General features: G+C 63.2%; 14 protein-coding genes. 5 read left to right on the forward strand and 9 right to left on the reverse strand.

The features are described from left to right. Positions 1-505: thermonuclease family protein (locus ACTG4J_RS12180; protein WP_439139881.1), on the forward strand; the 505-nt coding region annotated here is incomplete at its 5' end. Between the two features lie 77 nt (positions 506-582). Here the strand turns inward: ACTG4J_RS12180 and ACTG4J_RS12185 are convergent. From ACTG4J_RS12185 to clpS, 3 genes are read right to left on the reverse strand one after another with little or no spacing between them, the layout of a single operon-like run. Beyond that, positions 583-1395 (reverse strand): SDR family NAD(P)-dependent oxidoreductase, encoded by an 813-nt coding sequence (locus ACTG4J_RS12185; protein WP_439139882.1) that lies wholly within the window; start codon positions 1393-1395, stop codon positions 583-585. Next, a complete protein-coding gene (locus ACTG4J_RS12190; RefSeq protein ID WP_439139884.1) occupies positions 1392-2417 on the reverse strand; it encodes a class I SAM-dependent methyltransferase in 1026 nt (341 codons plus the stop codon). Before ACTG4J_RS12190 ends, ACTG4J_RS12185 begins: the two co-directional genes overlap by 4 nt. Positions 2418-2436: 19 nt before the next feature. Continuing rightward, on the reverse strand, positions 2437-2781 hold the full coding sequence (clpS, locus tag ACTG4J_RS12195; RefSeq protein ID WP_422239981.1) for an ATP-dependent Clp protease adapter ClpS: 345 nt from the start codon (positions 2779-2781) through the stop codon (positions 2437-2439). A 93-nt stretch (positions 2782-2874) separates the two neighbouring features. Between clpS and ACTG4J_RS12200 the strand changes: the two genes are divergently transcribed. Continuing rightward, positions 2875-3579, forward strand: a complete 705-nt coding sequence (locus tag ACTG4J_RS12200) for an HAD family hydrolase (protein WP_439139885.1) — start codon at positions 2875-2877, stop codon at positions 3577-3579. 57 nt (positions 3580-3636) lie between these two features. Then, positions 3637-4248, forward strand: a complete 612-nt coding sequence (locus ACTG4J_RS12205; RefSeq protein ID WP_439139887.1) for a CDP-alcohol phosphatidyltransferase family protein — start codon at positions 3637-3639, stop codon at positions 4246-4248. Here ACTG4J_RS12205 and ACTG4J_RS12210 read toward each other — a convergent pair. Beyond that, positions 4245-4931 carry a COQ9 family protein gene (locus ACTG4J_RS12210; RefSeq protein ID WP_439139889.1) on the reverse strand — a complete coding sequence of 229 codons (687 nt, stop codon included), beginning with the start codon at positions 4929-4931 and terminating at the stop codon, positions 4245-4247. The genes ACTG4J_RS12205 and ACTG4J_RS12210 overlap by 4 nt on opposite strands. A gap of 117 nt (positions 4932-5048) precedes the next feature. Here ACTG4J_RS12210 and rpsU point away from each other — a divergent pair, with 117 nt between their 5' ends. Beyond that, complete coding sequence (rpsU, locus tag ACTG4J_RS12215; protein WP_058263026.1) at positions 5049-5255, forward strand: 30S ribosomal protein S21; 207 nt, start codon at positions 5049-5051, stop codon at positions 5253-5255. Between the two features lie 80 nt (positions 5256-5335). Here rpsU and ACTG4J_RS12220 read toward each other — a convergent pair whose 3' ends face one another. The 4 genes from ACTG4J_RS12220 to ACTG4J_RS12235 all read right to left on the reverse strand — a co-directional run bounded on the left by ACTG4J_RS12220 (position 5336) and on the right by ACTG4J_RS12235 (position 8941). Next, a complete protein-coding gene (locus ACTG4J_RS12220; protein WP_439139891.1) occupies positions 5336-5989 on the reverse strand; it encodes a hypothetical protein in 654 nt (217 codons plus the stop codon). Continuing rightward, positions 5986-6126 (reverse strand): aa3-type cytochrome c oxidase subunit IV, encoded by a 141-nt coding sequence (locus ACTG4J_RS12225; RefSeq protein ID WP_439139893.1) that lies wholly within the window; start codon positions 6124-6126, stop codon positions 5986-5988. Before ACTG4J_RS12225 ends, ACTG4J_RS12220 begins: the two co-directional genes overlap by 4 nt. A gap of 101 nt (positions 6127-6227) precedes the next feature. After that, positions 6228-7253 carry an MBL fold metallo-hydrolase gene (locus ACTG4J_RS12230; RefSeq protein WP_439139894.1) on the reverse strand — a complete coding sequence of 342 codons (1026 nt, stop codon included), beginning with the start codon at positions 7251-7253 and terminating at the stop codon, positions 6228-6230. Then, on the reverse strand, positions 7250-8941 hold the full coding sequence (locus ACTG4J_RS12235) for an acyl-CoA dehydrogenase (protein WP_439139895.1): 1692 nt from the start codon (positions 8939-8941) through the stop codon (positions 7250-7252). The genes ACTG4J_RS12230 and ACTG4J_RS12235 overlap by 4 nt, the downstream gene beginning before the upstream one ends. 116 nt (positions 8942-9057) lie before the next feature. On the opposite strand from ACTG4J_RS12235, the gene ACTG4J_RS12240 reads away from it, so the two are divergent. Further along, entirely contained in the window at positions 9058-10023 is a 966-nt protein-coding gene (locus ACTG4J_RS12240; RefSeq protein ID WP_439139897.1) for an L-threonylcarbamoyladenylate synthase, read from the forward strand. Between the two features lie 209 nt (positions 10024-10232). Here the strand turns inward: ACTG4J_RS12240 and ACTG4J_RS12245 are convergent. Continuing rightward, on the reverse strand, positions 10233-11170 hold a 938-nt coding region (locus ACTG4J_RS12245), incomplete at its 5' end, for a site-specific DNA-methyltransferase (RefSeq protein ID WP_439139899.1).

An 11170-nucleotide genomic window follows, 5' to 3' on the forward strand; every position in this document is an offset into this window, starting at 1 on the left:
GAGCACCGGCCTGCACCCAGATGAAAAGGTAAAAGATCCCTCAAGATCCGCTAGGCAATCCGTATTCGACGCCAGCTCAGCTGTCCCATCCACTTCAAGACCGAAAATAAGCGGAAGAGCCTATGTGGTGGATGGCGATACCATCATAATTCGCAAAACGCAGATACGGCTCTTTGGGATCGATGCGCCAGAACTAGATCATCCATATGGAAAGAATGCAAAAAATGCTATGTGGAGGCTCTGTGAGGGAAAAACGATTACCGCCGAAATTCTTGAAACTGACGCCTATGGCAGAACCGTTGCGAAGTGTTGGCTTCCAGACGGACGCGATCTTTCGGCAGAACTGGTAAAACAAGGACTTGCTTTGGATTGGAAGAAGTTCTCCGGCGGCATCTACAGACACCTTGAAGCACCGGATGCCCGGAAACGACTTTGGCTCGCCGACGCTCGACAACAGGGGCGCATGTATGTCTGGGAAAACTTCGAGGCGAACCGCAGGACCTAGGTGAATTTACAACATAAAGGAGTGGCACTGCACCAGCCTTCCTTGGCTTCTCGCGATCAAAACATGATCGTGGGATTTCAATATGCAGGCAGGCTGACGGTGTCGAGCAAGCCGCGCCCGCCATCGACGGCGATGATCTCGCCCGTGACGAAGCCCGCCCCTTCGGAGGCGAGGAATTGCACCGCGCCTGTCACTTCGCGCGCGGCGGCGATACGGCCCATGGGGGTGCATTGCAGGATTTCATCGCGCAGGCCATCGGTCTCGGCCAAGGCGGTCTTGAGGCTGTTGGACATCACCGAGCCGAAGGACACGCCGTTGACGCGGATACGATGCGGCGCAAAGGCCAAGGCCAAGCTGCGCGTGGCCTGTTCCAGCGCGCCCGCCGCGATCGAATAGGCCAAAAGATCGGGATGGCTGCGCGGGGTGGCGATGGTCGAGATATTTATGATCGACCCGATCGCGCCATCATCAGCGTTGCCCGCCGCCTCGGCCTGCGCGATCATGCGCCGCCCCACCGCTTGGCTGAGGCGTAGCGCCGTCAGCATGTTTTGCTCAAGGAGCGTCTCGACCGATGTATCGGCCGGGTCGAGCGGATCGGTAAGCATCAATTGGCGGCTGGCATTGACCAGAATATCAATTCTGTCGAAGGCATCGACCGTCGCGGAAACGAGGTTCTCGACCGTGAGCCTTTGACGCAGATCGCCCGCGAACCAGCGTATCTGATCTTGGTCATCGGTCATCTCGCCGCATTCATCAGCCAGCCTTGCCTTGTCGCGGTCGGCGAACATCACCTTGGCGCCGCGGTCGAGGAAATGGCGCGCAATGGCAAGGCCGACGCCATTGGCGGCCCCGGTCACGATCGCGGTCTTGCCTTGAATGGAAAGTGTCATCTTCGCAACGCATCCTTGGCTGTCGACGCTTGGCGCTTCGGTTTCGCCGCCTCGTAGATCTTGTAGCCTTCAAGCTCGCCCAAAAGGCGGCCGGTCCCGAAACTCGCCTTGAGGGCGTCTTCATAGGGCAAATGCCGATTTGCGACCATGAAAAACCGTCCGCGCGGCGAGAGCATCCGCGCCGCCGCCGCGATAAAGGCCCGCCCCAAGCCCGGATCGGCATGTCGCCCAATGTGGAATGGGGGATTGGCTACGATCGCGTCATAGGCGGCGTCGGGCTGAAAGCGCGTGACATCGGCCCAATGGAAGCGCGCGCGCGGATCGTCGATATTGGTGGCCGCAGCCTCAAGCATGGCGTGATCAGCTTCGATCAGATCGAGGGTCTCGATCCCGTCTTGTTCGCCCAAGACCTCGCCCGCGATATAGCCCCAGCCCGCGCCCAGATCGGCCACGCGGCCCGAAAGCTGCGGCACAAGCGCCACCAGCAATTCCGACCCGCGATCGGGGCCATCGGCGGAAAAGCCGCCCGGCACGGTCAGATAGCCCTCTTCGGTCTCGACGGGCTCGGCCAACCACCCCAGGGCGGCCTCGGGCAGATGATCGGGGCGGATCAGCCAGATAAGCTTTCCATGCGCCTTGGAATAGCTGCCGGCGATCTCGATGGCGCCGCGCAGGATTTTCTGGATCGCCTCGATCCCCTCGTCCTTCTGGCCATCGACCATCAAAAGGCCGCCGGGGCGCAAGGCGCCCAGCGCCTCGACGATGGCCGACATCGTGCCTGCCTTGGCTTTGACGATCTGCACCAAGGCAGCGGCATAGCTATCGCCTTCGGGCAGATCGGGGGAAACGGTCAGGCCACGCGCGGCCAAGCGGTCATGATCGGGGGCAAAGCCCTGCACGCAGACAACCGGCCCAAGCGCTGCATAATCGGCATCACCCCGCGCCCCCATCACCAATACGGGGCCATCGGGCAGGCTGATTTCGCCCGCCTCGAGCGCTAGGGTCCAACGTTCAAGGGTCATGAATAATGACGAGGACAGATCAGTCCTCTTTCTCCATCGTGCATTGCAGCGGGTGCTGGTTGCGCCGGGCGAAATCCATCACCTGCGCCACCTTGGTTTCGGCGATCTCGTAGGAAAAGACGCCCACGACGGCCACGCCCTTTTTATGCACGGTCAGCATGATCTCGACCGCGTGGCTGTGTCCGATACCAAAGAAACGCTCAAGGACATGCACGACGAATTCCATCGGCGTGTAGTCATCATTGAGCAGCAGCACCTTGTACATCGGCGGGCGCTGGGTCTTTGGTTTCGTCTTGGTGATGACATTGGCATCGCCCTCGGTCTTGGGCTTGTCCGCCATCATCGTCCAGCGGTCGGTCTGCATCGCGTCTCCTGTCCGCTCAGTTCTGCCCGGTGTCCCTTGCATGGGCGCACTATATAAGCCGTAAGGCGATTCCGGAAAGAGGAGGTTTATGCCATGGCCGCCGATTTGACCACCATCGGCTTCGATGCCGATGACACGCTTTGGCAAAACGAGACGTTCTTTCGCCTGACGCAAGAGCGTTTCACCGCCCTTTTGGCCGATTATGCCGAGCGCACCCATCTGGAGGAACGCCTGCTTGCCGCCGAGCGGCGTAACCTTGGTCATTACGGATTCGGCATCAAGGGCTTCGTCCTGTCGATGATCGAGACCGCCATCGAGGTGACCGACCACAAGGTTCCGGCATCCGTCATCGCGGAACTCCTCGCTGCGGGACAAGAGATGTTGCGCCATCCGATCGAGCTTTTGCCCCATGCGCGCGAGGTGGTGGCCGAGCTTTCCGCCGCGCACAGGCTGGTCTTGATCACCAAGGGCGATCTTCTCGATCAGGAACGCAAGCTGGCCCAATCGGGGCTGGGCGAGATGTTTCACGCGGTCGAGATCGTCTCGGACAAGACAATCGCCACCTATCACAGCGCCTTTGGGCGTCATGGCGACGGGCCGGAACGGGCGATGATGGTGGGCAATTCGATGAAATCCGATGTGCGCCCCGCGTTGGATGCCGGCGCTTGGGGGGTCTTTGTGCCACATGGGCTGACTTGGGTCTTGGAACATGCCGAAACGCCAAGCGATCATGTGCGCTTTCATGAATTGCCCGATCTGGGCGCATTGCCTGCGCTGGTGGCCGCACTGTCGGAGTGACGACAGTGTGAGACGCGTGCGATTGACCCGCACGGGCGCAAGCGCCAAAGCTGCGCCATGATCGATGCCGCCCTTTTGCCCCTGCAACGTCGCCTCTTGGCCCCCGCCGGCCGGTATTTGGCCACGCGCGGGTTCGGCGCCGACCAGATCACGCTTATCGGTTGCGCCGTCGGCTTGGCCGCCGCCGTGGCCGCGGCGCTAGGGCTCTACTGGCTGGCGCTTCTGGGGCTTGCCCTCAACAGGCTGGCCGATGGGCTTGACGGGGCGGTGGCGCGCGAGAAAGGCGTCAGCGATCGCGGCGCCTTTCTCGATATCGCGCTGGATTTCGTGTTCTACGCGGCCTTTCCCTTGGGCTTCGTGCTGGCCGATCCGGATACCAATGCCGTGGCGGGTGCCATGCTGATCACAAGCTTCATCTTGTCGGGGACATCTTTCTTGGCCTTTGCCGTGATCGCGGCCAAGCGCGGGCTGACCACAGCCGATTACCCAAGCAAGGGGATCTTCTACCTTGGCGGCTTGACTGAAGGGGCGGAAACCATCGCGGTTTTCGCGCTGTTTTGCCTATTTCCCGGTGCCTTTCCGGTATTGGCGATGATCTTTGCGGCCGCCTGCGCCGTCACCGGCATCACGCGGCTGATCGCGGGGTGGCAAGCGTTCGGGCCACCCTAGCGCCGCCAGCGCCCCGGCAAATCGGCGGGTGCTGCACCCGGTGCCTTGATCTTGGAGGCCAGCCATTCAGGCCCCGCCATCAGCGGCCCCAAGATCTTGCTCTCGCGCACGGCCTTTTTCGCGCGCTCGATCTGCATCACATCATCGATGCGACGTTCCAGAAATGACCAGCTGGCCGCGTGATCCATCGACTGATCGCCCAGCCAATAAAGCACCGTCGCGGAATAGACCCCCGACAGCGTCGCGCGCTTGGTGTACCAGTTCAGATCGTCCGAGGTGTCGCCAAGTGCGGTCCAGATCGCGTCAGCCGTCTGCCACAGCGCCTTGGCCCCATCGGCCGCATGGATCGGCAGGGCGAAAAGCGTCAGGCCACGGCGTACCGCCTCCTTGTCATGCTCGACAAGTTCCAGCCGGGTGCGAATCGCGTAAGCGACCCGGTCGGAATAGCGCAGCGCGCCCAGATCGGTCTCGGCCAGACGCGTGACCATGACCGCATCGCCTTGTGCGTGAAACGCCAGCGCCAGATCGACTGCGCCGCGCGGAAATAGCGCGCGCGCCTCGGGCAGGGTCAGCCCCGCATCACCCGCGGCGGCACGAAAACTCGCCTCGGACCAGCCATCAAAAGGCACATGCATCAGCGCCGCGGCAATCAGCGCGGCTTTGGGATCGGTGCTATCTGACATGATCAGGCCCTTTCAAAAGGTTCTTGCGCGAACGGTAGACAAGATAGGGGGGCTTTGCTATACGGCCACCTCCTGCACTCAAATGCAACTTTAACTTAGGAAGGTGGTGACACCAGAATGCAGGTTAGTGTTCGCGACAACAACGTCGATCAAGCGCTCCGGGCTCTGAAGAAAAAACTTCAGCGCGAAGGCGTTTTTCGGGAAATGAAGCTCAAGCAACATTTCGAAAAGCCCTCCGTGAAAAAAGCACGCGAGAAGGCCGAGGCCGTACGCCGCGCCCGTAAGCTGGCGCGTAAAAAGGCGCAGCGCGAAGGCATGCTCTGAACGCGCGCCCGATCGGTAACGCGATCCAAAAGACATAAACCCCCGCGGCATCGCCCCGGGGGTTTTGCTTTTACTGGGGGCTACTGGTTGCGGGCCGCCGCCTCTTGCGCGATCTGGCGGCTCAACTCGGCGCGCGCCTGCGCTTGCAGCAGTTCCAGATTATCATCGGCATCCGTGTCATAGATGCGGCTTTCGCGCACCCCGGTCAGGGCGCCGAACTGCTCCATCGTGCGGATCGGGAACCAATTGGCGGTGATCGATTCGAAGCCGGGCACATCGCCCAGCAAGCTGCTGATCGACAAAGAGCAGCGCGCGGGTGGCACAGCGCCATTTGCCTCGACCGCCGCGATGATCTGCGCCGCGACCTCGGGGGTGACCTCACGCTCTTGGACGACGATGTGATAAGTCTCGCGCGCGTGGTAATCGGTGTAGAACTGCAGGAATTGCGGCGACATCCCGTAAAGCACATCGTTGCGCTCGGGGATCAGCGGATGATACCAGCTTCCCGCCGGGTCGAAGAGCACGCGCTGCGCACCATCGATCATCAACGCGGAATGGCCACCGCGCCCATCGCGGTTCGACACCATCGTCATCAAGGTCAGCGTCGCTGGCCCCGTGGGCTGGTAATTCGCGGTGCTGACGAATGTGTCAGGCGCCCAGACCTCTTCGGCCACGCAGCCGCCGAGCGCACTGACCATCGCCAGTGCGGCCGCGATGCGCAGCAAAGGGTTCATCGTGCGAAGATAGCCAAGAAGATGACGATGCCGATGGAGATGAGGCCGACATTGACGCTCATGCGCATGAACCCGGCAAAGGTCTTTTCCTGCTCGCTGATGTCCATCTCGCCGTGCTTGTGTTCTTGGTCGGCCATGTCGTGTTCCCTCCGGTTCGGGTAAGGCAATGCTTTGTCCCGGCAATACCGCATTCCTGGGGCGCTGTCAGCCCACCCAGCATCGGGCACGGCGCCGCAGGTCACGCTGCCGGATGATAAAGCCACGCACCGTCGTCCCGCCGCCTGCGCGTGACGATGCCCAGGCGCAAAAGGTGGTTCAGATGCGCCACCGCCTCGACCAAGGCAAGGCCATAGGTGCCTTCGTCGATCTGGCGCTTGAACAGCGGCGCGAAGCACTCGGCCGCCGTGCGCGGCCCACCTGCAAGATGATCGCGCAGCCGATCAAGCGCGCCATGGTGGTTGTCGATCAATTGCACCAACCGCGCGGGCAGGCCGGTAAAGGGCAGCTTGTGCCCCGGCAAAACAAGGTGATCGGCCCGCGCCAAGGGCTGAAACGCGGCGCAGCTCTCCAGCCACTCGCCCAGCGGATCGGCATCGGGTTCGGTGGCATAAACGCCAAGATTCGGCGAAATCGTCGCCAAGAGCTGGTCGCCCCCGATGACCAGATGATCGTCACGGCTCCAGAACGTGGCGTGATCGGGCGCGTGGCCCTGGCCAAAGTGAATGTCCCAGTCGCGCCCGCCCATACGGATCGTGCCGCCATCTTGCAGCCGGGTGAAACCCAAGGGCATGGGATGGACCACATCGCAAAAATTAAATGGCCGCTCGCCACGGCGTTTTTCGAAAAGCTCTGCCCCCATGCCAGCGCTCTGCCAATAGGCCAGCGTTTCAGCCGCGGGCCTTGGCTGTTCATCCAAGACCAGCATCCGCGCCATCAACCAAGCCGTGCGCGGCATCAGCAACTCGGCCCCGCGCGCCTGGAACCAGCCGGCAAGCCCGACATGGTCGGGGTGGTGATGGGTCACGATCAGCCGACGGACGGACAGACCGGCCAATGGCCCGGCCAAAGCCGCCTCCCACAGCGCGCGGGTCTGGGTGGTATCGAGCCCGGTGTCGATCAGCGTCCAGCCATCGCCGTCGCGCAGCGCATAGGCGTTGACATGATTCAAGACCATCGGCAGCGGTATGCGAAACCACAACACATCTTCGGCGATCACGATTGCCTCGCCGGCTTCCGGCGCGACTGCATGGGGGGTGTGGATCATGCGATGAGATCTTCCGCCGAAAGATCGTAAAGCCCCGCGGCCCCATGCCCCGCCTGCGCGAAAAGCCCCGCTGCCTCGGGCAAAAGCCGCTCGATATAGAACCGCGCCAAGGCCACGCGCCGCGTGTCACCCGCCCGTGCCGCGCGCAAGTGATAGAACGCGCCCAGCACCCGGGCAAAACCCATCAGATAGGGCACCGCCCCGCCGAAACGATCGTTCAGATCCATCGCCAGCATCGCATCGGTCGCCGCGCGCAATTGCCCGGCCATGGCCGCGACCGGCGCGCCCCGCGGATCGCCCTTGGCCTCGGCCGCGACGGTCTCGATCAGCGCATGGATCGCTGCCCCGCCATCGGCCATCTTGCGGCCCACCAGATCCATGGCCTGAATGCCGTTCGTCCCTTCATAGATCGCCGAGACGCGCACATCGCGGGCGAATTGGGCGACGCCCGTATCCTCGATGAAACCCATGCCGCCATGCACCTGGATGCCCAAATTCGCCACCTTGATCCCCATCTCGGTGCCATAGGCCTTGGCAATCGGCGTCAGCACAGAGGCGCGCATGCCCTGCATCGCGTCGCCCGCATGGCCCAGATCGATCGACACGGCGAGATCAAGCGCCAATGCCCGCGCGGCGAATGTCTCAGCCTTCATCTCCATCAGCATGCGCCGCACATCGGCGTGATCCACGATCATGCCCGTGCCCGCGCTCACCAATGGCCGGCCCTGCTTGCGCTGGCTGGCGTAATCCGTCGCCGCTTGCGTCGCTGCATCGGCGATCGAAACACCATGCAGGGCCACGCCCAGCCTTGCATTGTTCATCATGGTGAACATCGCCGCCATGCCACGGTTTTCTTCGCCGATCAGCCAGCCCGTCGCACCATCATACTGCATCACGCAGGTGGGGCTGCCATGCAGACCCAGCTTATGCTCAAGGCTCACGACCTTCAGGCTGTTGGCCACACCCGGCGCGCCCGTGTCATCGGGGATGAACTTGGGCACGAGGAAAAGCGATATGCCCTTGGTCCCGCCCGGCGCATCAGGCAGTCGCGCCAACACCAAATGCACCACATTTTCGGTGAAATCCGTATCGCCCCATGAAATATAGACCTTTTGCCCGGTCACCGCATAGCTGCCATCGCCCTTGGGCGCTGCTTTGGTCGCCAGCGCGCCCACATCCGATCCCGCCTGCGGCTCGGTCAGGTTCATGGTGCCGCACCATTCACCGCTGATCAACTTGGGCAGATACAGCGCCTTGATCGCGTCCGAGCCGTGATGTTCGAGCGCCTCGATCTGGCCTTGCGTCATCAAAGGGTTCATCTCGAGCGCCAGACAAGCCGCGCCGGCCATGTCGTTGATACAGGCCGCCACCGTCTGCGGCAGGCCCATACCCCCATAGGCCGGATCGGCCGAAATCGCGGTCATGCCCGCATCGGCCATCGCGCGATAGCCCGCCGCATATCCGGGCGAGGTGCGGACAACCCCGTTTTCCAGCCGCGCGGGATGCAAGTCGCCCGCCCTGTTCAAAGGCGCCAGCACCTCCTCGCAAATCCGTCCGGCTTCGGACAACAGCGCGCTCACCGTTTCGGGCGTGGCCTCGGCGTGGGCGGACTGCGCGGCGACACGGTCAAACCCCACCACATGCTGCAATAGAAAAGCGAATTCGGCGACCGGCGCGCGATAAGGCATGGAACGGCTCTCCCCCGTGATGATGCCAGTGATTGCATGGGCGCGCCCTTCGCGCTACCCCCGGAAAGCTAGGCGTGCCCTGCGCGCGCGATCAACCGCTACGTCACGTCAGAACCATGCAAGCCGCAGAAGATCTTCAGCCAGACACCACCGGCATCGCACGCGCTGCAGCATTGCTGTGCGCGGGCCAGCTTGTCGCCTTGCCCAGCGAAACGGTCTACGGGCTGGCCGCGGATGCGACGCAAGATGATGCTGTCGCTGCGATCTACGCGGCCAAGGGGCGGCCCGATTTCAACCCGCTGATCGTGCATCTGCCCGATCTCGACAGCGCCATGACCATCGCCATGTTCCCCGGGCACGCCCACGCCTTGGCCGAGGCATTTTGGCCCGGACCCCTGACACTGGTCCTGCCGCTCAGGCCCGGCCACGGGTTATCGGCGCGGGTCACGGCCGGCCATGCGACGGTCGCGATCCGCCTGCCCGCCCATCCGGTGATGCAAGCCGTGCTCAGCGCGGCCCAAAGACCCATCGCCGCGCCTTCGGCCAATCTCTCGGGCCGGATCAGCGCCACGACGGCGGCACATGTGCGCGCGGGCTTGGGCGGGCGCATCGCCGCCATCCTCGATGGCGGGCCGACGCCGGTCGGGGTCGAATCCACCATTCTTGCGCCCAGCGCCGAGGGCACCCGCCTCCTGCGCGAAGGCGCGATCCCCCGCGAGGCGATCACCCCCATCACCGGACCGCTCACCGCCGACACCACCCCCGGTGCGCGGGTCGAAGCACCGGGCCAGCTTGCCAGCCATTACGCGCCCCACACACTGCTCTTGTGCGGCGGCACACCGCAACCCGGCGAGGTCACCATCGGCTTCGGCACCGCAAAAGGCGATCTCAGCTTGTCGGAACAAGGCGATCTGACCGAGGCCGCCGCCCGCCTCTTCGCCACGCTCCACAACGCCGACGCGCTGGCCCAAAGCCGCGGCGCCACCGCGATCCGCGTCGCCGATATTCCCGACACGGGCCTTGGGCGCGCCATCAACGACCGCCTGCGCCGCGCCGCCGCACCCGGTCCTTTCTCTGTTTGAGAAATATCCCAGGGGGGTGTGGGGGGACAGCGTCCCCCCAGCCACGGTCATCTCCGCTTTCACGGCTCGCAAGACGAAAAAACCCCTGCCATGCATGTGACATGGCAGGGGCAAGGCAGCAAACCACACCGGCGGGGCGCGGGTTTGCGGTTCAACGGTAAAACGGGTTCCAAAGTGCTGTGGGGTATCGCCTCGAGGCGGACCCCTGCTCAGCCCTCCATTTCGGCGCGAAGCTGCTGGCGCAGCACATCGATGGGAACGCTTTGGCCTTCGCGGCGGAAGTGCCAATAGGTCCAGCCATTGCATGAGGGCGCGCCCTCCAGACGGGCACCAACCTGATGGATCGATCCCTTCACATCATCGGCGATCAGCGTGCCATCGACCCGCACCTTGGCCATTTGGCCACGCGCATTGGTCAGCATCTCGCCCGGCCGCAGCATGCCGCGTTCGATCAGCTGGCCGAACGGCACGCGCGGTTCCGCGCGCTTGGAGCCCGTGACCTCCAGCGCGCCGCGATCAAGGCGGCGCACATTGCCCAACCGCTGCTCGGCGATCTTGCGATAGCTCTCCTCGCGCTCGATCCCGATAAAATCACGCCCCAGCATCTTGGCCACGGCCCCGGTCGTCCCGGTGCCGAAGAATGGGTCAAGCACCACATCGCCGGGATTGGTCGTGCCGACGAGGATACGGTGCAGCAGCGCTTCGGGCTTTTGGGTCGGATGGGCCTTGTCGCCCTTTTCGTCTTTCAGCCGTTCGCCGCCATTGCAGATCGGGATCACCCAATCCGAACGCATCTGCACACCCTCGTTGAGCGATTTCAGCGCCTCGTAGTTGAAAGTGTATTTCGCCCCCTCACCCTTGGAGGCCCAGATCATCGTCTCATGCGCATTGGTCAGCCGCATGCCGCGGAAATTCGGCATCGGGTTGGATTTGCGCCAGACAACATCGTTCAAGATCCAATAGCCTTGGTTCTGCAACTCGGCGCCAACGCGGAAGATGTTGTGATAGCTGCCGATCACCCAGATCGCGCCGCCGGGCTTGAGCAGGCGGTGCGCGGCGGCCAGCCAGTCACGGGTAAAGGCGTCGTAGGCGGCAAAACTGGCGAATTGATCCCAATGATCGTCGCAGGCATCGACCCGCGTATTAT

The sequence above is a fragment of the Roseicyclus sp. genome, from assembly GCF_965662675.1.
Classification (GTDB): domain Bacteria; phylum Pseudomonadota; class Alphaproteobacteria; order Rhodobacterales; family Rhodobacteraceae; genus Roseicyclus.

What these genes read in the sequence shown, in the direction of transcription:
- clpS (WP_422239981.1), bottom strand. Translation starts at nt 2,781, where the DNA reads ATGCAGACCGACCGCTGGACGATGATGGCGGACAAGCCCAAGACCGAG.
- ACTG4J_RS12200 (WP_439139885.1), top strand. Translation starts at nt 2,875, where the DNA reads ATGGCCGCCGATTTGACCACCATCGGCTTCGATGCCGATGACACGCTT.
- ACTG4J_RS12210 (WP_439139889.1), bottom strand. Translation starts at nt 4,931, where the DNA reads ATGTCAGATAGCACCGATCCCAAAGCCGCGCTGATTGCCGCGGCGCTG.
- ACTG4J_RS12220 (WP_439139891.1), bottom strand. Translation starts at nt 5,989, where the DNA reads ATGAACCCTTTGCTGCGCATCGCGGCCGCACTGGCGATGGTCAGTGCG.
- ACTG4J_RS12230 (WP_439139894.1), bottom strand. Translation starts at nt 7,253, where the DNA reads ATGATCCACACCCCCCATGCAGTCGCGCCGGAAGCCGGCGAGGCAATC.
- rpsU (WP_058263026.1), top strand. Translation starts at nt 5,049, where the DNA reads ATGCAGGTTAGTGTTCGCGACAACAACGTCGATCAAGCGCTCCGGGCT.
- ACTG4J_RS12235 (WP_439139895.1), bottom strand. Translation starts at nt 8,941, where the DNA reads ATGCCTTATCGCGCGCCGGTCGCCGAATTCGCTTTTCTATTGCAGCAT.
- ACTG4J_RS12240 (WP_439139897.1), top strand. Translation starts at nt 9,058, where the DNA reads ATGCAAGCCGCAGAAGATCTTCAGCCAGACACCACCGGCATCGCACGC.
- ACTG4J_RS12185 (WP_439139882.1), bottom strand. Translation starts at nt 1,395, where the DNA reads ATGACACTTTCCATTCAAGGCAAGACCGCGATCGTGACCGGGGCCGCC.
- ACTG4J_RS12225 (WP_439139893.1), bottom strand. Translation starts at nt 6,126, where the DNA reads ATGGCCGACCAAGAACACAAGCACGGCGAGATGGACATCAGCGAGCAG.
- ACTG4J_RS12190 (WP_439139884.1), bottom strand. Translation starts at nt 2,417, where the DNA reads ATGACCCTTGAACGTTGGACCCTAGCGCTCGAGGCGGGCGAAATCAGC.
- ACTG4J_RS12205 (WP_439139887.1), top strand. Translation starts at nt 3,637, where the DNA reads ATGATCGATGCCGCCCTTTTGCCCCTGCAACGTCGCCTCTTGGCCCCC.